This window comes from Variovorax sp. Soil_C_19, assembly GCF_057657255.1.
The window spans coordinates 86,789-107,589 of the sequence record NZ_JBDGIV010000007.1; the positions used below are offsets into that span (position 1 = coordinate 86,789).

The following is a 20,801-nucleotide window of genomic DNA, read 5'->3' on the forward strand; positions in this document are numbered from 1 at the left end:
GTTCAGGGGCTCGCGCAGACGAAGCTCGCCGCGTCGTTCAGGTCGCCGCTGCCCTTGTAGCGCGGGTAGGCCGGGTACTTGCAAAGCGGGCGCGACGCAGTGGTCGCGCCACCCGCATCGACCTTGCGATGCACCAGCGATTGCGCCGATGCCGGCGTGCCCTGCTCCACCCATGTCGCGAGGGCTTGGAGCAGGTCGACCCGGTCGGGTCCGGCGCCCCCGTAGCAGTGACCCACGCCGGGCGCCAGGAACAGCTCGACGGTCTGGTCGGCCTTGGCCTGCCCCATGGAGCCCACGACATCGTCGTAGTAGCGCTCGGTGTCCCGCGGGCTCACCGAGCTGTCCGTCGTGCCGTTCCAGAGGATCATCTTGGCGCCCCGGGCGTTCAGCGCCGTCAGGTCGGGATCCAAGGCCTGGAACATGCCTCCGACCACGCCCATGCGCGGCAGCCAGTCGTCGTAGTTCCAGGAGAGCGTGTCATGGCCGACATCCTGCGTGATGAAGGAGCGCACGAAGCCGTCCGAGAACATGCCCTGCACCGAATTGCCGCCGAGCGCCATGCTGGGCCAGATGTATTCGCCCCAGCCCTTGGCCGTGTTCTCGGCACCCGGGTTGTAGCCCGGATGCGTCCAGGCGCCGTCGGCGGTGGCGATGGCCGACGTCACCGTTCGGACGGTGGCGATCTGCGCATCGGACAAGCAGGTGTCGCCTGCGTCTGCGCCCCCTGCGCAGCGCAGAGGCGCCGGATCGTAGTGGCATGCGCCGGGCCTGGAGATCACGCCGTCCGTGGCGCCGTCCAGCGCGTCGCACTGCGCAAGCACCGCGTTCGCCAGCAGGCTCTGCTTGGGCGCATCGAGCGTGTTCGCGGGCGTGCGCACCTGCTTCGCGATGCGGTTGAACTGCATGAACAGGCCCATGATGTTGCCGGCCGGCGCCCGCGCGACGATGCCGTCGAAGTCTTCGGGGTAGCGCTGCGCCTGCACCAATGCATCGTGCCCGCCCATGGAGCAACCCTCGAAGTAGCTGTGGGACGCGGGCGCACCGAAGAAGTCGGCAACGAGCGCCTTGCCCGCGGGCAATGCGCGGTGTTCCGATCGGTGCGTGAAGTCTGCCAGCTGTTCGGGGTCGAGCGCGAACGCTGCCTTGAAGTAGTCGGGGCCGCGCACGCCCGGGTAGTCGTAGCCGCCATTGGTGCCGAGCGTGGCGTAGCGCTCGCCGACGATCGATGGGCTGAACTGCAGGTCGGTGGCGACCGGCATGGTGCCGTCGAAACCGCCGCCCCCGAGGAACGCGATCTTGCCGTTCCATCCACTGGTCGGCATGCGGGCTTCGAAGCGCAGGGTCGAGCCGTCGAGCCCGGCCTGCACCACGCAGTATTCGGGTTGCGCGCCGGTGGAGGCAACAACCTGTGCGCTCTGCACCGTGGCGCCGCCGCCCAGGGCCTGGCCGGCCAGCAGCGGGCACTTCTGGGCAAGCGTTGGCGCCGGCGCGGGGGCAGGTGCAGGTGCGGGCGGCGGGGCAACGAAGCCGTTGCCGTGCCCGCCGCCGCCGCATGCCGCGGTCGTCAGCACGGCAATCAAACAAACACTGCGCGAGAAATGCATGGTCATACCTTGGTGATGTGATCGGCTGTTTGCAGGGCGCTGCCCTCAGCCGAAATGGACAACCTTGCCCGGGTTGAAGATGTTGTGCGGATCGAAACTCCGCTTGATCGCGCGCATGAGCGCCACCGTGTGAGGCCCGTGCTCTTCGACGAGGTACTGCATCTTGTGGAGCCCGACGCCGTGCTCGCCGGTCGAGGTTCCGCCGTGCTTCAGCGAACGCTGGACCAGCCGATGGCTGAAGGCTTCGGCTGCATCCACCTGTTCGCCCGCCTCAGGATCGACCAGCACCAGGCAATGGAAGTTGCCGTCGCCGACATGGCCGAAGACGGGCGCCAGCAAGCCGTGCGCCCGGATGTCGTCCAGCGTCTCTTCCACGCAGGTGGCCAGCGCAGACAGCGGCACGCATGCGTCGGTGGTGATGCTCCGGCTGCCGGGCTTGAGTTGCAGCGAGGCGAAATAGGCGTGGTGCCGCGGCGTCCAGAGCCGCGACCGCTCTTCCTGCTGGATGGCCCATTGGAATTCGCCACCGCCATGGCCGTTGGCGATGTCGCGCACGACGGCGGCCTGCTCGTCGATCTGCGCCTGGCTTCCCGCAAACTCGAGAAAGAGCGTCGGCCGCTCGGTCAGCGTGGTGCGGCTGTGCGCATTGACGGCCTTGATCGTCAAGGCGTCCAGCATCTCCGCGCGCGCGAGCGGCACGCCCAGCTGAATCGATTCGATCACGCAATCCACGGCCGCGCGCACCGTCGGAAAATGCACCACGGCGGCTGCGGCCACTTCGGGGTGCGGATGGATGCGCACGGTCGCCTCGGTGATCAGCCCGAGCGTGCCTTCGGAACCGCAGAAAAGCTGCGTCAGGTTGTAGCCTGCAGAGCTCTTGCGCGCATGCGACGCGGTGCGGATGACATCGCCCTGCGCCGTCACGACGGTCAGGCTCACGAGGTTGTCGCGCATCGTGCCGTAGCGCACCGTGTTGGTCCCCGAAGCGGCCGTGGCGACCATTCCGCCGATGCTGGCATCGGCGCCGGGGTCGACCGAGAAGAAGAAGCCGGTGCCCGCCAGCGCCGCATTGAGCATGTTGCGCGTCACGCCCGCCTGCACCGTCGCCGTGAGGTCCTCGGTGCGGATCGCCAGCACTTCGCTCATCTGCGAGAAGTCCACGCAGACGCCGCCTTCGACGGCCAGCACGTGGCCCTCGATGGACGAGCCGACACCGAAGGCGATCACCGGCACCCGCTCGCGTGCACAGGCGCGCACCACGAACGCCGCCTCGTCGGTGCTGTGCACGTAGACCACCGCGTCGGGCGGTGCCGGACGGTAGCTCGACTCGTCGCTGCCGTGCTGCAGCAGCACGCTGTCGGCCGTCGAAAGCCGCGCGCCGAAGCGGTGCCGCAAGGACGCCAGGAGTTCGGCAGACGGTGCGCGGCGGTCGCCGGGCGCGGCAACGGCGCGCACAGGGTTCATCAGATCGGCATCCATGGTGCTAGCGCGCCGTGCGTTGGGCGGTCGGGCTCGACGGCTTGACCCAGAACACCAGCACCGCGCCCAGTACCAGGAGTGCTGCGAGCATGTGCAGCCCGGCGTCCGTGCTCTGGGTCGCATCCTTGATCACACCGATCATGAAAGGCGCGGCGAAGCCGGACAGGTTGCCGAACGAGTTGATGAAGGCAATGCCCGCCGCTGCTGCGGCACCACCGAGGAACCCGGTGGGCATGCCCCAGAAAACGGGCAGGGTCGACATGATGCCCATCGTCGCAATGGTCAGGCCGACCATCGACCAGGTGGCGCTCCCATGCATCGCCACGCTCATCATCAGTCCCGCCGCGCCCACCACGGCCGCGATGGCCGAGTGCCAACGGTGCTCGAGGCGACGGTCGGCACTGCGTGCCGTCAGGTACATCGCAACGACGCCGAAGGACCAGGGGATCGCGCTCAGCAGGCCGATGTCGAGTGCACCCTTCACCCCGATGGCCTTGATGATGCTGGGCAGCCAGAACGAGATGCCGTACAGGCCCGCCACGAAGGAGAAGTAGACCAGGGCCAGCAGCCAGACCCGGCCGTTCGAGACCACACGCCATACGCTCGCTTCGGACTTGCCTGTGCCGTCCGCGGCGATGTCGCGTGCGATCAGCTCGCGTTGCTCCGCGCTCAGCCAGGCCGCATCCTTCACGCGGTCGTCGAGGTAGCGCCAGACCACCATGCCAAGCGCCACGGTGGGCAGACCCTGCAACAGGAACATCCACTGCCACCCCTGCCAGCCGTTGACACCCGCCATGCTTTGCAGGATCCAGCCGGAGACAGGCCCACCCAGGATGCCGGCGAACGGGATCGCCGCCAGGAAGAGCGAGGTGGCCTTGCCGCGCCGGGCAGCCGGATACCAGTAGGTGAGGTAAAGGATGACGCCGGGGAAGAAGCCCGCCTCGGCCGCGCCCAGGAGGAAGCGGATGACATAGAAGGTCATCGGCGAATTCACGAACATGGTCGCCGCCGACAGCAGGCCCCAGGTGACCATGATCCGGGCGATCCAGCGGCGCGCGCCCACCTTGTGCAGGATGACGTTGCTGGGCACTTCGAAGAGGAAGTAGCCGACGAAGAAGATCCCCGCGCCCAGGCCATACACCGCTTCGCTGAACTGAAGCGCATCCTGCATCTGCAGCTTGGCGAAACCGACGTTGACGCGGTCCAGGTACGCGACGATGTAGCAGAGGAACAGCAGCGGTATCAGCCGCCAGCTGACCTTGCGGTAGACCGCATCCGCAGCCGAAGAAAGAGAATCCGCGCCGCCGTGGGGGGCCGACAGGGTAGTGGTGGTCATTTCGTGTGCCTCGCGTTGCTTGCTCGGCACGATGGTCGATCCACGCGGCAACCGGACGTACCGGGTTAACTCGCGAAATTCATACCGATGGGAGAAGGCACCATCTCTTGCAGAGATGACCTGGCCGGCCAGCGTGCGCCCCGCCGAAGCGAGCGACCGCTCGGCGCCGCGGGCTGTTGCTATGGCCTTCAGTCGCCGCAGTCGGCGGCCTCCTTTTTGTAAGGCTTTAGGCCTACACGAGCGCAGCGCGAAGGCGCAGTGCGGCTGCCGAGGCAGACAGCTAGTTTGTGATTTCTTTGACATACATGTGTCAACAAAATCAACTGTCCCGCCGGTGCCGCCATTGCTGCGCCGTCCTGGATGCCAGCAATCGGAGGAATGAATGCCGCTTTTATTTCTGATGAGACTGCAGCATGTGCAACTCCCTGTCCGCGTGGGATGCCCTGAAGAACTGCGCCAGGTCTCGGTGCTCGTCGCCACCGGCCTGATCGAGGCCGAGATCGCGCCGGCCGATCCGTCCGGGCGCTACGCCTTGCCGCGGCTGGCGACCGTGCTTCGCATCACCGAGGCAGGGCGCGCCGAACTTGCGGCCATGAACCGGCCGCCAGCGCCCCGGCCCTACACCCCGCACCCGCGCGCGCGTCCACGACGGGGCTTGCAACTGATGTGAGCGCGGCGCGACCGGGGTACCTATGCCCCGTTTGCATCCACAATCCTCAACAAAAGGAGCGTGCGATGCCATCTGCCAACGATTTTGAGTCCATGTTCGAGTTCGCGCCCATGTCGCTGTGGCTCGAGGACTACAGCGGCCTGCAGCGGCTGTTCGGGGCCTGGCGCGCCGAAGGCGTGATCGATGTCGCCGCACACCTGAAGGCCGACCCGCAGCGCGTGCGCGACTGCATGGCCCAACTCAAGGTGGTGAGCGTCAACCGCAGCACGCTCTCGCTCTTCGGCGCGCGCGACCAGGCCGAGCTGCTGTCGCAGCTGCACAGCGTGTTCCGCGACGACATGGCGGCGCCGGTGATCCTCGAGCTCGAGCAGCTCTGGCGCGGCAACCTGTGCTTCGACAACCAGAGCTTCAACTACACGCTCGATGGCCGCCGGCTCGACGTGCATGTGCGCGTGCGCGTGCTGCCGGGCCACGAGGCATCGTGGGACCGCGTGCTGGTGTCGCTCGAGGACGTCACGGCTCGCGTGCAGGCCGAGCGGCTGCGCGACGAGAGCGAACGCTATGCGCGCGAACTGTTCGAGCGCTCGCCGGTGTCGCTCTGGGTCGAGGACTTCAGCGCCGTGAAGGCGCTGCTCGACGACATCCGCGCGCGCGGCATCACGGACTTCGGGACCTTCATCAAGGTGCACCCCGAGTTCGTGACGCGCTGCATGAAGGAGATCCGCGTGATCGACGTCAACCGCGAGACGCTGCGCATGTTCGCCGCCGCCGACAAGGAGACGCTGCTGCAGAACCTGTCGGACGTGTTTCGCGACGAGATGCACGACTCGTTCGCCGAGCAGCTGCAGGACCTGTGGAACGGCAAGATGCAGCAGCAGCGCGAGGTGGTCAACTACGCGCTGACCGGCGAGCTGGTCAACATCCACATGCAGTTCGCGGTGCTCGACGATCGTCTCGACAGCTGGGACCTGGTGCTGGTCTCGCTGATCGACATCACCGCACGCAAGAAGGCCGAGGCCTACCTCGAATACCTCGGCAAGCACGACGTGCTGACGCAGCTGCGCAACCGCGCGTTCTTCAGCGAGGAGCTGAACCGGCTTTCGCGCAAGGGGCCATGGCCCGTGTCGGTGCTGGTGATCGACATGAACGGCCTCAAGCCGGTGAACGACGAGGAAGGCCATGCCGCCGGCGACGCCCTGCTGCGCCGGGTGGGCGAGGTGCTCTCCAAGGCGGTCGAGGAGCCAGGCTGGCCCGCGCGCATCGGCGGCGACGAGTTCGCCGTGGTGCTGCCGAAGACCGACGAGCGCGGCGCGGAGGCGGTGCGCGAGCGCATCGTGTCGATGCTCGAACTCAACAACCAGTTCTATGCCGGGCACACGGGCCGGCTCCTGCACCTGGCGATCGGCATGGCCACCTGCGAGGCCGGCGAGCCGCTCGATGCCGCGCTGCAGCGCGCCGACCGCGCGATGTACGAAGACAAGACGCGCTACTACCGCGAGAACCCGGGCGAATCGCGGCGCCAGCAGATCGCGGACGCGGTGCCGGGCGACAGCCTCTACTGAGCGCTGCCTTCGGCGCGCAGCGCCTTTGCCGCCATCGCGCCGAGCGTGCGCAGGCCCTTCTCGATGCGCGCATCCCAACCATGGCCGCCGCTCAGCCGCAGGCAATGCGCGTACTTGCCGCTGGCCGAGAACACCACGCCCGGCGCAAAGCAGATTCCCTTGTCGAGCGCGTGCGCGAACAGGCGCTGCGTGTCCGCCGGGGCCGGCAGCTCGACCCATAGCACGAAGCCGCCTTGCGGCCTCGACACCTTGGTGCCCGGCGGAAAGGCCTGTTCGATCACCCGCGTCATGTGCGCCAGGGTGTCGGCGAAGCCGCGCCGCATGCGGCGCAGGTGGCGGTCGTAGTCGCCGTTCGACAGGAAGTCGGCAAGCGCCACCTGCGTCAGCACCGGCGTGGCGAGACTGGTGGCGAACTTGGCCTCGAGCACCCGCGCCATGTGGCGGCCCGTCGAGATCCAGCCGATGCGGTAGCCGGGCGCGAGCGTCTTCGAGAAAGAGCCGCAGTGGATGACGTTGTCGTGCGTATCGAGCGCGCTGAACGGCTTGGGCCGCTCCTCGCCGAAATGCAGGTCGCCGTAGACGTCGTCCTCGATCAGCGGCACGCGGTGCGCCGCCAGCAGGCGCAGCACGGCGCGCTTGTTCTTCTCGGGCATGGTGCAGCCGAGCGGATTGCTGAAGCTCGACGCCAGCACGCAGGCGCGCACCCTGCCCGAGGCCACGGCATTGCCAAGCGCCTCGACGTCGACGCCGGTGACCGCATCGGTCGGCAGCTCGACCACCTTGAGCTTCTTGGCGCGCAGCACCTGCAACAGCCCGAAGTAGGTCGGCGACTCGATGGCGACGGTGTCGCCCGGCGCCGTGACTGCGTCGAGCGCGAGCGCCAGCGCCTCGGTGCAGCCGCAGGTGATGGCGATGTCGTCGGGCGCGAGCGCCTGGCCGAAGCGCAGCGCGCGGCGGGCGATCTCCTGGCGCAGCGAGAGCTCGCCGCGCGGCGGCGAGTAGGTGTTGCAGCGGCCGCCCTTCACGCGGGCCGTGCGCGCCAGGACGAGGTCGAGCCTGGACGAGGCCAGCAGGCGCTGGTTGGGGATGGCGCAGCCGAGCGGCACCAGCGCCTCGTCCGAGGCGTGCTCGAGCAGGTGCAGCATCAGGCCGGACAGTTCGACGTTGGCGGCGCGCACCGAATGCCGCGTGGTCGTCGGCACGGGGAGCGCAGGCGGCGGCTTGGCCACGTAGTAGCCCGACTGCGGGCGCACCTCGAGGATGCCGCGGTCCTCGAGCAGGCGATAGGCCTGCACCGCGGTGCTGAGGCTGGTGCGCTGCTGCGTGCTGATCTCGCGCAGCGACGGCGCCCGCATGCCCGGCTGCAGCGCGCCGCGCCCGGCCAGCCCGGCGACGAAATCTGCAATTTCTTCATAGCGGAACCGGGGCGACTGGGACACGGGGACTGCTCCTTGGCTTGTGGCGAGCGCAGCTGCGCCGCCGGACCCAACTGTACTGCATCGAATTCAGGAAAATTGTGGCTGTTATCGCGAGCCCCGAATCTGCATCATCGATGCCGGCTTCATCCCGACACCACATCGACGCATCGCGCGGCAACAACAACAGCACATGGCACGTTTTCCGGACAACGAGATCATTTCCCTGGTGAGCAAGGCACCGCGCTTCGACCTTGCCGAGAGCGTGGGGCCGAGCGTGCGGCTGGCCGAACTGCTCGAGACGGCGTTCAGCGATGACGGCCTCGCACTCGACTACGGCACCGCCGCGGGCAGCCCCGCGCTGCGCGGCGAGATCGCGGCAGACAACGGCGTCGATGCCGATGACGTGTTGGTCACGGTCGGTGGCATGCATGCCCTCTTCCTCATTGCCTTCACGCTGTGCCAGGCCGGCGACGAGGCGATCGTGGCCGAGCCGGTGTTTCCGCTCGCGCGCAATGCACTGACGGCGGTCGGCGCCGTTCCGCGCGCGCTGCCGCTCAGCTTCGACGACGGCTACCAGGTCGACCTGGAGGCGCTGCGCGCGCTGCTGTCGCCGAAGACCAAACTCGTGAGCCTGGCCTCGCCGCAGAACCCCTCGGGCGTCGCGATCCCGGCACGCACGCTGCGCGCCATCGCGGCGATGCTCACCGCGCATGCGCCCGAAGCCTGGCTCGTGATCGACGAGACCTACCGCGAGGCCGCCTACGGCAACGACGACGTGGCACCCGGCGCAGCTTGCCTGGGGCCGAAGGTCATTTCGGTCTCGTCGCTGTCCAAGGCGCATGGCGCGGCGGGCCTGCGCATCGGCTGGGCCATCACGCGCGATGCGTCGCTGCGCCAGGCGCTGGTGACGGCAAAGTTCAGCACCGTGATCTCGTGCTCGCCGGTCGACGAGGCGCTCGCGCTCGCGGTGTTGCGCCAGCGCGGCCGGATCATCGGCGAGCGGCGCGCGCTGCTCGCGCAGAACCTGCAGGTGGTCGCCAACTGGGTCGGGCGCCATGCCGCGCAGATCGAATGGGTTCGCCCCGACGCCGGCGCGCTGTGCTGCGTGCGGCTGAAGCGCGAGGTGTTCGATGCGGCGGCCGTTGCGCGCTTCTATGCCACGCTCGCCCGGTACAGCACGCGCGTGGCACCCGGGCCCTGGTTCGGCGACGAGCCGCTGGTGTTCCGGCTGGGCTTCGGCTTGCCCACGGTCACCGAACTGGCGATAGCGCTCGAGTGCGTATCGGTCGCGCTGACCGAGGCCGCTTTGCCGTCTGCAGGCGTGGGCGCCGACCAGCCGGGCTGAGCGCGCGCGCGGGTCGAACGCGCTGTCTTTTTTGCGCGCGCAGGCACGCCGGCTGCGCACGCATCGGGGCACAATGGCCTCGCCATGAGCACCACCGCCGAACTCTCGCCTCCCGCCCCGCGCGCTGCGCCGCGCATCCGCGTGCTGATCGCCGACGACCAGGCGCTGATACGCCGCGGCATGGCGATGCTGCTCGACGCCGACCCCGACATCGAGGTCGTCGGCCAGGCCGCCGACGGCATCGAGGCCGTGGACCTCGCACGCCGCCTGCTGCCCGACGTGGTGCTCATGGACCTGCACATGCCGCGCAAGGGCGGCGTGCTCGCCACGCGCGAGATCTCTGCGGCGCTGCCGCACACGCGCGTCATGGTGCTGACCACCTTCGACCGCGACGACCTGGTCTTCGATGCGGTGCGCGCCGGCGCGCAGGCCTACCTGCTCAAGGACGCTTCGGAGGAAGAGGTGTTGGACACGGTGCGGGCCGTTCACCGCGGCGAGTCGCGGCTCACGCCGCAGATCGCGCGCAAGGTGATGGACCAGTTTCGGCTCCTGGCCGACCGTGTGGCCCAGGAGCCGGCGCCCGCGCCTGCGCCTGAACTGCCGGCGGCGGGCCAGCCCTTGTCGCCGGCCGATGCGACCAAGCCGCTGACCGAGCGCGAGGTCGCGGTGCTCGAATTGATCGCCAAGGGCTACGGCAACCGCCAGATCGCCACCGCGCTGAACCTGGCCGAGGGAACAGCCAAGAACCACGTCAGCCGGATCATGCAGAAGCTGCACGCGAACACCCGCACCGAACTCGCGGTACTGGTCTTGAAGAAGTAACCCCCGAAGCGCCTTCCCAAAAGGGAACGCACCCGCAGACCCGGCATCGCCGGTTCCACGGGTGCGCTGGCCCGCCCGATCAGGCGGGCGAGGTTGCGTCTGTCAGGCCGTGCGCCCGGCGGGCGAGAGCCCCGGCATCGCCAGGTCGGGTGCGGCCGGCGGCGGGGCGGCTGCCGCATTGCCCGCGGTGTGCTTCGCGAGCATCGGCCGCAGCGCGACGATCGCGAGGAACGCGGCGAACAGGTCGAGCGCGGCCACCGTGTAGAGCACCGACGACCAGGTGCCCGTGGCTTCCATCATGAGGTTGCCCAGCGGCACGAACAGCGCGCCGACGCCCTTGGCGCAGTACAGCACGCCGTAGATCTTGCCGATGTGCTTGGTGCCGAACGCGTCGCCGGCGAGCGCCGAGAACAGCGAATACACCTCGCCCCAGGCCAGGAACACCACGCCCGACAGGATCAGGAAGGCCCACGGGTTGTGGCCGAAGTAGCCGAGCGCGATGATGCCGAAGCCTTCGAGCGTGAAGGCGATCACCATGGTCTTCTCGCGGCCGATGTGGTCGGAGATCCAGCCGAACAGCGGGCGCGAGATGCCGTTCATGATGCGGTCGAGCATCAGCGCGAGCGGCAGCGCGGCCATGGTGACGAAGTACAGGTCGACCTTGAAGTCCTTCACGCCCAGGTCCTGTGCGATCACGCCGAGCTGCGCCACCGCCATCATGCCGCCCGTGACGACGCACGAGAACATCAGGATCATCAGCCAGAACAGCGGCGTGCGAAGCGCCTCGCCCAGCGTGTAGTCGCGCCGGCTCTGTGCGAGCTTGGACGATGCACGCACCTCATTGCCCTTGGGCTGACGCAGGAACCACGCGGCCAGGAAGGCCAGCGTGCCCTGCAGCACGCCGAAGAACAGGAAGGCTTCCTGGAAGCCGGAGGATTCGATCATCGCAGCGATCGGCAGGATGGTGGCGGCCGAGCCGGCACCGTAGCCGCCCGCGGTGAGGCCCACCGCGAGACCGCGGCGATCGGGGAACCACTTGAGCGCGTTGTTGATGCAGGTCGCGTAGATCGAGCCCACGCCGATGCCGCCAACGGCCGCGCCGATGTAGAAGCCCAGCAGCGTCGTCGCCTGCGAGTTGATGATCCAGGCCGCGCCGATGAACAGCGCGCCGAAGGCCACGATCAGTCGGGGCCCGAACTTGTCGATGAAATACCCTTCGATCGGCGCGAGCCAGGTCTGCACCAGCACGAAGATGGTGAACGCGATCTGGATCGAGGCGCGCTCCCAGCCGAACTTGCCCTGGATCTCGGGCACGAACAGGGTCCAGGCGTACTGGATGTTGGCGGTGGCGATCATGCAGACGATGCCGACCACCAACTGGAACCAGCGGTTGTCGAACAGCCGCGGCGGTGCGCCGGACACGGTCTGGGTCGGGGAAGAAGGGTTCATTCGCTTTGTCTCCATTCGATGTCATGCCGATCGCGTTGCGGCACGTTTCGGGGGGTTGGTTTCATCGCGCTGAGGCACGGATCGCGATGGGATGCAACTGTTGCCGCAATCGGCCGCCGCCGCGCCTGCCGGAAGTCACGCGGCGAGTCGAGACAAACCCCGAGGTCTCAGGGGAACTACCCGTGCCGAAAGTCATGGCCGTCGTTTGCGAGAATGCGCGGGCCCCATGAACCTCGCGCGCCGCATCGACCCCCGACGATCCATGGCCGCCGCCATCGGCTGGCTGCTGATTGCGCTCACCCTGTGCCTGGCATTGGCGGCAAACCTGTGGCTGCGCAGCTTCGTGCGCGCGACGCTGCTCGAGCAGCACAGCCAGCGCCTCGAGGCCGCGGCCGAGCACGTCAACGCCGAACTCGACACCGCGCTGCTGCTGCGGCTGCAGGCGGTGAGCGTGGTGGCGGCCATGCTGTCCGAAGACGTGCAGCAAAGCGAGGGCGAGCGCCTGAAGCGTTCGCTGGCGGCGGTGCGCCAGGGCGTGCCCGACCTGATCTGGCTCGCGGTGACCGACGCCGACGGCTTCATCGTGGCTGCGACCGACCCGCAGGTGGTCGGCCAGAACGTCAACCAGCATGCGTGGCTTTCGCAGGGCCTCGACGCGGCATGGATCGAGGAAGGCCGCTCGCCGGCCGAACGCTTCCTGAAGCTCACCGCGCCGGTCAGCAATGCCGACGGCGCGATCATCGGCGTGGTCGCTGCGAACCTCAGCTGGCGCTGGGTACAGAAGATGGTGTCGGAGATCCGCGCCTCACCGGGCGAATGGCTGCTGATCGACCGCGACGGCATCGTGCGCCATGGGCCGCCCGCGCTGCTGGGCCAGCGCTGGGAGGACGTGGGCGATCCGGTCACGCCCTTCGACCCGGCGGTGGCCGGGCTCGGCAACGACGGCGCCGACCTGCCCACGCGCATCCGCACGCGGCGGCTGCTCGACAACCGCCCCTACCTGATCGCAAGCCCGCCGAGCGCGCGCGACGGCACCTTGCGCCGGCTCGGCTGGAAGGGCGTGGTGATCCAGCCGGTCGAATCGGTCGCGGCCTTCGCGACGGCCATCGAATGGCGCATCTCGATCGTGCTGAGCCTGCTGGGCCTCGGCGCCGCTGTCACCGGCATCATCGTGGCGCGCAGGCTCACGCGCCGCGTGAGCCTGATCGCGCATTCGGCCGACGCGGTGCTGGCCGGCAGCGCAACGCGCATCGAGGTGCCGCATGGCGTGGACGAGGCCGCGCGGCTGGGCAGCGCGCTCGACCGCCTGCTCGACACGCTGCAGCGCGAACGCGACGAGCTGCGCCGCCTCAATGCCGAACTGGACGAGCGCGTGCAGCAGCGCACCGGGCAGATCAACCGGCTCGCGCAGGAGTCGCGCGATGCCGCGGTGGTGCGCGAGCGCCTGCGCCTCGCGCGCGGGCTGCACGACACGCTGGCGCATTCGATGATGGCCATGCTCACCGAGATCCGCGTGCTCAAGCGGCTCGCATCGAGCCGGCCCGATGCGCTGCCCGACGAGCTGGTGCGCGCCGAACGCGCCGCGCGCGACGGGCTCGACGAGGCACGCCGCGCGATCGAGCAATTGCGCAGCAACCCGGTGCGCGACATCGGGCTTGGCGCGGCGCTCGCCGAACTGGCCAAGAACCTCGGCGAGCGCTCGGGCCTCGAGCTCGACTGCCAGATCGAGCCGGCGCTGGCCGCGCTCGCCGCCGAGCCCGCCGAGACCGTGTTCCACATGTGCGAGGAAGTGCTGCGCAACGTCGAGCGCCATGCGGGCGCGCGGCGCCTGCTGATCCGGCTGCGGCGCGCGGGCGAGGAACAAGTCGAACTGGAGATCGGCGACGACGGCGTCGGCTTCGAGCCGAGCGCCGGTGCGCCGGGGCACTACGGCCTGGTGGGCCTGCGGGAGCAGGCCGATGCCATCGACGCCAGCCTGCGCATCGAGAGCCGCCGCGGCGAAGGCACCTGGGTCTCGCTGCGATGGGTGCAGCAGCGGACCGCCAGTGGAGTCAGTGCAGCGTGACGACGATCGGTGCAGCCTGCGTGATGATCATCGTGTGCTCGTACTGGGCCGAGAGGTTGCCGCGGGCGCCCGCGAGCGTCCAGCCGTCGCCCGTCTCCGAGACGATGCGGCTCTTGGTCGACAGGAAGGGCTCGATGGTGATGACCATGCCTTCTTCGAGCAGGCGCCGGTCCGAGGGATCGAAGTAGCCGGCGATGTGTTCCGGCTCCTCGTGCAGGGCGCGGCCGACGCCGTGGCTGCCGAGGTTCTCGATGACCTTGAAGCCGTAGGCCTTGGCGGTGCGCTCGATGGCCGCGCCGATCCCGTTGATCGGCATGCCGGCCTTGGCGCTCTTCATGGCCTCGGCCAGAGCGGTGCGCGTGGCATGGCACAGGCGCGTCTTCTGCGGCGTGCTCGGCGGCACCACGCGCGTGCCGCCGGTGTCGGCGAAGTAGCCGCCGAGCTCCGCCGACACGTCGATGTTCAGCACGTCACCGGCGCGGATCACGCGGTCGCCCGGAATGCCGTGAGCAGCTTCCTCGTTGATGCTGATGCAGGTCGCGCCCGGGAAGTTGTAGGTCAGCCGCGGCGCGGAGCGCGCGCCGTGTTCGTCGAGCAGGCGCTCGCCGAGCCGGTCGAGCTCACGCGTGGTCATGCCGGGTTCTGCGGCATCGAGCATCTGCCGGAGCACCAGGGAGACGATCCGGCCGATGCGCTTGAGGGCGATGACGTCGTCCTGCGTTTCGATGGTCATGGGGAAGAAATCCTTGTGAAAGACCCAGCAATAGTAGACCGCTGCGCAGTCGCCTCAGTCGCGGCCGGCGTTCTTCAACGACGCCGCCGCGAGCGCGACCATCCTGTCGCCGAGCGTCGACCCTGCGAAACCCGCGTGCGTGAGCGCGAAGATGCCGAGCGTCGGACTGCCGACGATCGGGCGAAAGTCCAGTTCCTGGCTCCGGAAAGCGTGCGCCGTCAGGTCGTCGACGATCGCGACGCCCGCGCCGCTCGCGGCCAGCGCGCAGGCGATCTGGCCCGAGCGAACCTCCACCGACGACGCCGGCTTCACCTTCCGGCTGCTGCACCAGTCGTCGATGATGCGGCCCTGCGGCGTGTCGCGGCTGAACGAGATCAGGCGCTCCGCAAGCACGTCGCGCGGGTGCAGCAGGCGTTTCGCCGACAGTGCATGGCCCTTCGGAAACACGCAGACCAAGCGCCACTTCCCGATGGCCTTCGAGGCCAGCAGGGCGTTGTCGGTCGGGATCGTCGAGATCGCGAGGTCGGCTTCGCGGTGGGTCAGGCGCGCCAGCATCTCCCGCGTGGGCAACGTCTCGATGAAGATCCTGGCCGCCGGATACTCGCCCGCCAGCTTGGCCACGGCGCGCGGCATCGCGACGAGCGCCGTGCTGGGGCTGCAGAGCACGCGCAGCGAGAGCCTCGCGCCTGCCTTGAGCTCTTCGGCGAGCTCGCTCACCCGGCGGATGCCGCCATACACCTCGGCGACCTCGGCATGCAGCACCTGCGCCTCGGGCGTCGGCAGCAGCCGGCCCTTGCGCCGCTCGAACAGCCTCAAGCCCGACTGCAGTTCGATGTGCGCGAGCATGCGGCTGATGCCGGGCTGCGACACATGGAGCAGCCGCGCCGCATCGGTGACCGATCCCGCGAGCATCACTGCGCGGAACACCTCGATTTGCCTCAGGTTCATGGGAGCCTCCACATACCCTCATGTTATGGGAGCGGCCGATCTTGGTATTGGCTGGCTTGGGCGGCGCTTTCTAAGATGCCCGAATCACACCAATGAAGGAGACACCACGGATGAACACATCGCTTTTCCGCCCGAACCGACGCACCGCCCTGTCGGCCATTGCGCTTGCCGCGGCCCTCGCGCACGCAGGACCGGGCTGGGCCGCAGAGGCCTGGCCGAGCAAGACGGTGCGCATCATCGTGCCGTTCGCGCCGGGCGGCGGCGCCGACAGCTCGGCGCGCATCCTGGCCGAACTGCTGGCGCCGAAGCTGGGCCAGAGCGTGATCGTCGAGAACAAGCCCGGCGCCGGAAGCGCCATCGGGGTGATGGCCGCCGCGCAAAGCAAGGACGGGCACACACTGCTGATGGGCAGCAACAGCATGGTGATCAACCCGGTGCTCAACCCGTCGATCAGCTACGACGTGGCGCGAGACTTCGATGCGGTGGGCATGGTGTCGGCGCAGCCGCTGGTGCTGGTCGTGCCGGCAACGTCGGCGATCACCAGCTATGCCGAGCTCGTGGCCCAGGCCAAGGCCAGCCCCGGTGCGCTCACCGCGGGCAACAGCGGCAACGGCACGCTGGCGCATCTCACGGCGGAGCTGTTCGCGCTCGAGACCCAGACCGCGGTCACCAGCGTGCCCTACAAGGGCGAGAGCGCGCTGCTGCCCGACCTGATCGGCGGGCTGGTGTCGTGCGGGTTCCTGAACCTGCCGAGCGTCATCGCGCACATCAAGTCGGGCCGGCTGCGCGCGCTGGCTGTGTCTGCGCCGGCGCCGGTGGCCGAGTTGCCCGGCGTGCCGACCTTGCGCTCGTTGGGCCGGCCCAGCCTCGAGGTGCAAGGCTGGGCGGCCATCGTCGCGCCGAAGGGCAGCATCCCGCCAGACGGCCTCGCGCGGCTCGAGGGCCTGCTCGCGCAGGCGCTCGCCAGCAACACCGTGAAGACACGCTTTGCGGCCAGCGGCCTGGAGCCCGTCGTGCGCACGCGGGATGCCACGGCGCAGCTGCTGAAGGAAGAAGCGGCGCGCTGGCGGCAGGTGATCCAGGCGCGCGGCATCAAGGTGGACCGGTGATGGACCGCACCGCCCTCGGTTTTCGCGTCGCCGCCACGATCGATGCGCAGGTGATCGTCTGCGGCGGTGGCGTGGCGGGTGCCATGGCCGCGGTCGCGGCGGCACGCGCGGGTGCGTCGGTCGTGCTGGTCGAGCGCTACGGCTTCCTCGGCGGCAATGCCACGGCCGGCGCCGTCGCGCAGTTCAACAGCTGGCAGACCGCCAACGGACGCCGCGTGGTCGCAGGGCTGGCCGATGAAGTGGTCGAACGCCTGACGCGCTACGGGGGTGCCGGCGCGCATGCGACCTTCACGATGTCGACGGGCCACCGCATGGACCGCGTCGAGTACGCGCCCGAAGTGCTCAAGCTGGTGCTCGACGACATGGTGCGCGAGGCCGGCGTACGCCCGTTGCTGCACGCGAGCGTGCTCGACGTCGTGGTGACGGGGCGCCGCGTCGATGGCCTGCTCGTGCTCACGAAAAGCGGCGTCGTCGCGCTGCAAGGCCAGGTGCTCGTCGATGCGTCGGGCGACATCGACGCGATGAAGCGTGCGGGCGCCGCCTTCCAGGAACTCGAGGCCGGCGAGGCGCTGCAGCCGGCCACGATGATGTTCCGCTTCGGGCCGATCGACTTCGCGCGTTTCGACGCGCTCTCTCGCGAAGAGGTGGCCGCCCTGGCCGCGCGCGGCTACGAAGACGGGCAGCTCGCGCGCGCTGCGCTGCATTCGAGCCGCGATCCGTTCAGCGACGATGCCTGGTTCAACATCAGCCGCCTCGGGATCGACGCGACGGACGCGATGGCACTGGGCGCCGCGGAGATCGAGGGCCGCAGGCAGGCCTGGAAGGCGGCGCAGTACCTTCGGCAATGCGTGCCGGGCTGCGAGCACGGCCAGTTGCGCGCATTCGGCACCCAGGTCGGCGTCCGCGAAACCCGGCGCATCGTCGGCGACCACATCCTGACGAGCGAGGAACTCCTGTTGCCGGAGCAGTTTCCCGATGCCATCGCGGCCGGCGCCTATCCGATCGACATCCACCCGGCCACGGGCGGCGCACTGCAGTACGAAGGCCTCGGCGACGACCACGCCTACCAGATCCCCTACCGCAGCCTGATCCCGGTCGGCTTCGACAATGCGCTGGTGGTGGGGCGCGGCATCTCGGCCACGCACAGCGCGCACGCGGCGATTCGCGTCATGACCATCTCGATGGCCGTGGGCCATGCCGCCGGGCTGGCCGCGGCGATGGCGGCGGCGGCGCACGGCGCCGAGGTCCGCGGGGTGCCGATGCGGGAACTGCGTGAGAAGTTGCTCAGCGAGGGGGCGAAGCTGGCCTGACCTGCGCGCGGCCCGGCAGGCAGGACAGCAACACCGTCACGCCCAACGCGCCCGCGCTCAGCAGACACAGCCACACGACGATGCCCACGCTGGCGCCCCAGGCAAGCAGGCAAGGCACCAGCGCGGCAGCGATCAGCAGGCTGCCGAGCGCGCGCAGCAGCGCCCGCAGCAGGCGGGGCGTGTCGCGCCGACGCGTGAGTTGCTCGAAGTGACGGTCCATCCCAAAGCTCAGCGCCGCCATGCCGACAAAGGCGAGCGCAAGCGCCAGCAGCGATGCAGTGAGCGTGCTCATGGCAATGCCTTCGCAGTGTCCTGCGCGCGGCGCCCGGGCATGAAACGCAAGGCGCCCATGGCGGCCAGGCCGAAGGCCAGCGACACCGCCTCGACCCCCGCGCTTTCCCAGTCGCCGCGCAGCCATTGCGCGGGCAGGTGGTCGCCGGTGGTCGCGAAGTTCAACAGCGGCAGCAGCAGGCACAACCCCGCCAGCAGCGCGAGCTGCTCGCGCCAGGCAGCGCTCTGCCGGCGCAGCAGCGCATGGAACAGTGCGAGCAGCCAGAGCCCGAAGAAGACGCCCAGTTCCCATTCGGCGCGGTGCGCCAGGTCCAGCGGCAGCATCCGGTTGCCCCAGAGGTAGCCTGCGCAGGCGATGCCCAGCCCCGCGGTCGCGGCCACGTTCAGCCCTTCGATCCAGCGATGGACGCGCGCGCTGGCGCTGCCGAACTCGCCGCCGTGCCGGCCGCGGCGCTTGACCATGAACAGGATCGCGCCCGTGGCCATCATCGCGGCACCGGCCAGTCCGCAAACGAAGTAGAGCCACTTCACGGCCCAGCCGCCGAAGGTCGCCTTGTGCAGGCCGCCCATTGCGGATTGCGCGCGCGCCGCGGCGCCGCCGTCGGCCATGCCGGGCAGGCGCACCTGCAGCGTCTCGCCCGTGGCGGCCGAGAACATGGCCATGCCGGTGGTGCCGCTCAGCCGGTGCAGCGTGTCGGCGTCGCCGTTCCAGCCGTAGACGCCGATGCGTGCCGCGGCATCGCCGGGATGGTCGATCACGATCGCGCGCACCGGCTGGCCCATGAGCGCCTGGCCGCGCGCGGCGAAGGCTTCGAGATCCGGCACGGGCATCGCGTTGCCGCTCGGCGCCGGCCGGCCGCCGCCGTTCATTTCGGCGACGAACTGCCGCTCTGCGACCGGGTCGCTGCCGTAGTGCACGAGCTTGCCCGCGGGCAGGAAGGTCATGCCCGAAATGACGATGCCGGTATAGGCGATCATGAACTGGAAGGGCAGCGTGAGCACCGCGGCGGTGTTGTGCGCATCGAGCCAGCTGCGCTGGCCCTTCTTCGGCCGGAAGGTGAAGAAGTCCTTGAAGATGCGCCTGTGCGTGACAACGCCCGAGACCAGCGCCACCAACATGGCCAGCGTCGCGATGGCCACGGTCCACAGGCCGATGCGGCCCGCATGCAGTTCGTAGTGCAGGTCGATGAAATGTTGGCCGCCGAAGGTGTCGCGCGTCGGCGTGTGCGTCTGCGTCTGCGTCTGCGCGGCCAGCGGCGCGCCGGTGCGCGGGTCCAGTTTGGCGGCCACGTACTGCTGCCTGGCATCGAACCAGTACACGGAGAGCCCACCGCCGCCCTGCGCATCCGAAGGCCAGATCTCCCACATCGGCGCCGACGGGTGGTGCTCGGCCATGTAGGCCGCGCCCCAGGCAAGGCGCTGCGCGCGGCCGGTCTCCGTGCCGTTCGGCGTGTCCGCCGCCTTCTCTTCCTCGGCATGGTGCTCGGGCGTCATCCAGTGCGAGATCGGCTCGGCGAACACCGCCAGCGTGCCGGTGAGGAACACCGCGAACAGCAGCCACGAGAACCACAGCCCGCACCAGGTGTGCAGCCAGGCCTGCGCCTGACGGAAGCCGCCTTCGCCAGCACTGCTCATCTCAGCCTCCCAGGCGCGGCCACAGCCAGCCGCATGCTGCGAGCGCGGCAGTCGGCACGAGAAGGCCGGCCCACATGCGGGCCAGTGGCACCGGCGAAAAAGCCCAGATCACGGCAAGCGGATAAGCGACAAAGCCGAGCTGCATGCCCGCCAGCACCGCATCGGCGCGCGCGGACGGCAGCACCGCGCCCACAAACACGGCCAGCGCGGCAGCCAGCGCATAGCCGCCGAGCACAGCGGCCGCGAGGCGGGAAAGGACGGCAAGGCCCGGATGGGCAAGGATGGAAGAAGGCATCGGGCGGGGTGAGTGGGCGGACGAGGCGCCAACAAAAAAGCACCTCTCCCCTACATGCGCAACGAGGCCGAAAAAAGGGCCATCCAAAAGCCCGCGCGGCGCGGCCGGGCATCGATGCTTATAAAATGAGATTAGTTCTCAATTGCATTGGCGTCTTCTTCCTCCTTCATGTCTCCCGCCGACACCCGCGCCATGCAGGCGCTCTACACCGAGCACCACGGCTGGCTCAGCAGCTGGTTGCGCCGGCGCCTGGGCTGCACGCACAGCGCCGCCGACCTGGCGCAAGACACCTTCGTGCGCGTGCTGCTGCGCCCGCAGGTGCTGCCCACGCTGCGCGAACCGCGCGCCTACCTGACCACGCTGGCCAAGGGCGTGGTCAGCGAGCACTGGCGCCGGCAGGCCCTGGAGCGCGCCTACCTCGAGGCGCTCGCGCTGATGCCCGAGGCGCTGGCGCTGTCGCCCGAAGACCGCCTGCAGCTGCTGCAGACGCTCGACGAGATCGACGCGATGCTCGACGGCTTGCCGCCCAAGGCGCGCGAGGCCTTCGTGCTGTCGCAGCTCGAGGGGCTGACCTACGCGCAGATCGCCGAGCGCCTGGGCATCAGCGAACGCACCGTCAAGCGCCACATGGCGCTGGGCTTCGAGCGTTGTCTGGCGCTGGTCGAGTGAGCGCCGCGCCGGGCCGCCCCAAGCAAGCTTGCTCCCGCTTGGCGGGAAGGCGCGCAGCGCC

Annotated in this window: 18 protein-coding genes; 8 read left to right on the forward strand and 10 right to left on the reverse strand. The window is 69.2% G+C overall.

The features are described from left to right. Positions 1 to 2: 2 nt before the first annotated feature. From AC3A6R_RS15995 to AC3A6R_RS16005, 3 genes are read right to left on the reverse strand one after another with little or no spacing between them, the layout of a single operon-like run. Positions 3 to 1,604 carry a tannase/feruloyl esterase family alpha/beta hydrolase gene (locus AC3A6R_RS15995; RefSeq protein ID WP_487864868.1) on the reverse strand — a complete coding sequence of 534 codons (1,602 nt, stop codon included), beginning with the start codon at positions 1,602 to 1,604 and terminating at the stop codon, positions 3 to 5. A 45-nt stretch (positions 1,605 to 1,649) separates the two neighbouring features. Further along, entirely contained in the window at positions 1,650 to 3,068 is a 1,419-nt protein-coding gene (locus AC3A6R_RS16000) for an FAD-binding oxidoreductase (RefSeq protein WP_487864869.1), read from the reverse strand. Positions 3,069 to 3,087: 19 nt separating this feature from the next. Further along, positions 3,088 to 4,419, reverse strand: a complete 1,332-nt coding sequence (locus AC3A6R_RS16005) for an MFS transporter (protein ID WP_487864870.1) — start codon at positions 4,417 to 4,419, stop codon at positions 3,088 to 3,090. Positions 4,420 to 4,834: 415 nt separating this feature from the next. On the opposite strand from AC3A6R_RS16005, the gene AC3A6R_RS16010 reads away from it, so the two are divergent. Continuing rightward, the gene (locus AC3A6R_RS16010; protein ID WP_487860297.1) at positions 4,835 to 5,089 is read left to right on the forward strand and encodes a hypothetical protein; all 255 of its coding nucleotides are present in this window, start codon (positions 4,835 to 4,837) and stop codon (positions 5,087 to 5,089) included. Between the two features lie 65 nt (positions 5,090 to 5,154). Continuing rightward, entirely contained in the window at positions 5,155 to 6,651 is a 1,497-nt protein-coding gene (locus tag AC3A6R_RS16015; protein WP_487860296.1) for a sensor domain-containing diguanylate cyclase, read from the forward strand. Here AC3A6R_RS16015 and AC3A6R_RS16020 read toward each other — a convergent pair. Further along, complete coding sequence (locus AC3A6R_RS16020; RefSeq protein WP_487864871.1) at positions 6,645 to 8,090, reverse strand: aminotransferase-like domain-containing protein; 1,446 nt, start codon at positions 8,088 to 8,090, stop codon at positions 6,645 to 6,647. The two genes, AC3A6R_RS16015 and AC3A6R_RS16020, sit on opposite strands and share 7 nt — an antisense overlap. Before the next feature lie 169 nt (positions 8,091 to 8,259). Between AC3A6R_RS16020 and AC3A6R_RS16025 the strand changes: the two genes are divergently transcribed. Both AC3A6R_RS16025 and AC3A6R_RS16030 read left to right on the forward strand, forming a co-directional pair. Next, positions 8,260 to 9,414, forward strand: coding sequence for a pyridoxal phosphate-dependent aminotransferase (locus AC3A6R_RS16025; protein ID WP_487864872.1), 1,155 nt, complete (start codon positions 8,260 to 8,262; stop codon positions 9,412 to 9,414). 84 nt (positions 9,415 to 9,498) lie between these two features. After that, complete coding sequence (locus AC3A6R_RS16030) at positions 9,499 to 10,236, forward strand: response regulator transcription factor (RefSeq protein WP_487860293.1); 738 nt, start codon at positions 9,499 to 9,501, stop codon at positions 10,234 to 10,236. 102 nt (positions 10,237 to 10,338) lie between these two features. On the opposite strand, the gene oxlT is transcribed toward AC3A6R_RS16030, so the two are convergent. Further along, a complete protein-coding gene (gene oxlT, locus AC3A6R_RS16035) occupies positions 10,339 to 11,685 on the reverse strand; it encodes an oxalate/formate MFS antiporter (RefSeq protein WP_487860292.1) in 1,347 nt (448 codons plus the stop codon). A 226-nt stretch (positions 11,686 to 11,911) separates the two neighbouring features. Between oxlT and AC3A6R_RS16040 the strand changes: the two genes are divergently transcribed. After that, on the forward strand, positions 11,912 to 13,750 hold the full coding sequence (locus AC3A6R_RS16040; RefSeq protein WP_487864873.1) for a sensor histidine kinase: 1,839 nt from the start codon (positions 11,912 to 11,914) through the stop codon (positions 13,748 to 13,750). Here the strand turns inward: AC3A6R_RS16040 and map are convergent. Further along, a complete protein-coding gene (gene map / locus AC3A6R_RS16045) occupies positions 13,737 to 14,483 on the reverse strand; it encodes a type I methionyl aminopeptidase (RefSeq protein ID WP_487864874.1) in 747 nt (248 codons plus the stop codon). The genes AC3A6R_RS16040 and map overlap by 14 nt on opposite strands. 54 nt (positions 14,484 to 14,537) lie before the next feature. Continuing rightward, on the reverse strand, positions 14,538 to 15,431 hold the full coding sequence (locus tag AC3A6R_RS16050) for a LysR substrate-binding domain-containing protein (protein WP_487860289.1): 894 nt from the start codon (positions 15,429 to 15,431) through the stop codon (positions 14,538 to 14,540). A gap of 110 nt (positions 15,432 to 15,541) precedes the next feature. On the opposite strand from AC3A6R_RS16050, the gene AC3A6R_RS16055 reads away from it, so the two are divergent. Next, positions 15,542 to 16,540 carry a Bug family tripartite tricarboxylate transporter substrate binding protein gene (locus AC3A6R_RS16055; RefSeq protein ID WP_487864875.1) on the forward strand — a complete coding sequence of 333 codons (999 nt, stop codon included), beginning with the start codon at positions 15,542 to 15,544 and terminating at the stop codon, positions 16,538 to 16,540. Continuing rightward, positions 16,540 to 17,850 (forward strand): FAD-dependent oxidoreductase, encoded by a 1,311-nt coding sequence (locus AC3A6R_RS16060; protein ID WP_487864876.1) that lies wholly within the window; start codon positions 16,540 to 16,542, stop codon positions 17,848 to 17,850. The genes AC3A6R_RS16055 and AC3A6R_RS16060 overlap by 1 nt, the downstream gene beginning before the upstream one ends. Here AC3A6R_RS16060 and AC3A6R_RS16065 read toward each other — a convergent pair. From AC3A6R_RS16065 to AC3A6R_RS16075, 3 genes are read right to left on the reverse strand one after another with little or no spacing between them, the layout of a single operon-like run. Further along, positions 17,825 to 18,142 (reverse strand): DUF3325 domain-containing protein, encoded by a 318-nt coding sequence (locus tag AC3A6R_RS16065; protein WP_487864877.1) that lies wholly within the window; start codon positions 18,140 to 18,142, stop codon positions 17,825 to 17,827. The two genes, AC3A6R_RS16060 and AC3A6R_RS16065, sit on opposite strands and share 26 nt — an antisense overlap. Further along, positions 18,139 to 19,776 carry a PepSY-associated TM helix domain-containing protein gene (locus AC3A6R_RS16070; RefSeq protein WP_487864878.1) on the reverse strand — a complete coding sequence of 546 codons (1,638 nt, stop codon included), beginning with the start codon at positions 19,774 to 19,776 and terminating at the stop codon, positions 18,139 to 18,141. The genes AC3A6R_RS16065 and AC3A6R_RS16070 overlap by 4 nt, the downstream gene beginning before the upstream one ends. Before the next feature lies 1 nt (position 19,777). Further along, positions 19,778 to 20,071: a hypothetical protein gene (locus AC3A6R_RS16075; RefSeq protein WP_487860284.1), complete on the reverse strand. Its 294-nt coding sequence runs from the start codon at positions 20,069 to 20,071 to the stop codon at positions 19,778 to 19,780. Between the two features lie 168 nt (positions 20,072 to 20,239). Here AC3A6R_RS16075 and AC3A6R_RS16080 point away from each other — a divergent pair, with 168 nt between their 5' ends. Then, positions 20,240 to 20,740: a sigma-70 family RNA polymerase sigma factor gene (locus AC3A6R_RS16080; RefSeq protein ID WP_487860283.1), complete on the forward strand. Its 501-nt coding sequence runs from the start codon at positions 20,240 to 20,242 to the stop codon at positions 20,738 to 20,740. The last annotated feature ends 61 nt before the right edge of the window (positions 20,741 to 20,801 follow it).

What these genes read in the sequence shown, in the direction of transcription:
- AC3A6R_RS16025 (WP_487864872.1), top strand. Translation starts at nt 8,260, where the DNA reads ATGGCACGTTTTCCGGACAACGAGATCATTTCCCTGGTGAGCAAGGCA.
- AC3A6R_RS16040 (WP_487864873.1), top strand. Translation starts at nt 11,912, where the DNA reads ATGAACCTCGCGCGCCGCATCGACCCCCGACGATCCATGGCCGCCGCC.
- AC3A6R_RS16030 (WP_487860293.1), top strand. Translation starts at nt 9,499, where the DNA reads ATGAGCACCACCGCCGAACTCTCGCCTCCCGCCCCGCGCGCTGCGCCG.
- map (WP_487864874.1), bottom strand. Translation starts at nt 14,483, where the DNA reads ATGACCATCGAAACGCAGGACGACGTCATCGCCCTCAAGCGCATCGGC.
- AC3A6R_RS16075 (WP_487860284.1), bottom strand. Translation starts at nt 20,071, where the DNA reads ATGCCTTCTTCCATCCTTGCCCATCCGGGCCTTGCCGTCCTTTCCCGC.
- AC3A6R_RS16080 (WP_487860283.1), top strand. Translation starts at nt 20,240, where the DNA reads ATGTCTCCCGCCGACACCCGCGCCATGCAGGCGCTCTACACCGAGCAC.
- oxlT (WP_487860292.1), bottom strand. Translation starts at nt 11,685, where the DNA reads ATGAACCCTTCTTCCCCGACCCAGACCGTGTCCGGCGCACCGCCGCGG.
- AC3A6R_RS15995 (WP_487864868.1), bottom strand. Translation starts at nt 1,604, where the DNA reads ATGCATTTCTCGCGCAGTGTTTGTTTGATTGCCGTGCTGACGACCGCG.
- AC3A6R_RS16070 (WP_487864878.1), bottom strand. Translation starts at nt 19,776, where the DNA reads ATGAGCAGTGCTGGCGAAGGCGGCTTCCGTCAGGCGCAGGCCTGGCTG.
- AC3A6R_RS16000 (WP_487864869.1), bottom strand. Translation starts at nt 3,068, where the DNA reads ATGAACCCTGTGCGCGCCGTTGCCGCGCCCGGCGACCGCCGCGCACCG.
- AC3A6R_RS16055 (WP_487864875.1), top strand. Translation starts at nt 15,542, where the DNA reads ATGAACACATCGCTTTTCCGCCCGAACCGACGCACCGCCCTGTCGGCC.
- AC3A6R_RS16050 (WP_487860289.1), bottom strand. Translation starts at nt 15,431, where the DNA reads ATGAACCTGAGGCAAATCGAGGTGTTCCGCGCAGTGATGCTCGCGGGA.
- AC3A6R_RS16065 (WP_487864877.1), bottom strand. Translation starts at nt 18,142, where the DNA reads ATGAGCACGCTCACTGCATCGCTGCTGGCGCTTGCGCTCGCCTTTGTC.
- AC3A6R_RS16015 (WP_487860296.1), top strand. Translation starts at nt 5,155, where the DNA reads ATGCCATCTGCCAACGATTTTGAGTCCATGTTCGAGTTCGCGCCCATG.
- AC3A6R_RS16005 (WP_487864870.1), bottom strand. Translation starts at nt 4,419, where the DNA reads ATGACCACCACTACCCTGTCGGCCCCCCACGGCGGCGCGGATTCTCTT.
- AC3A6R_RS16060 (WP_487864876.1), top strand. Translation starts at nt 16,540, where the DNA reads ATGGACCGCACCGCCCTCGGTTTTCGCGTCGCCGCCACGATCGATGCG.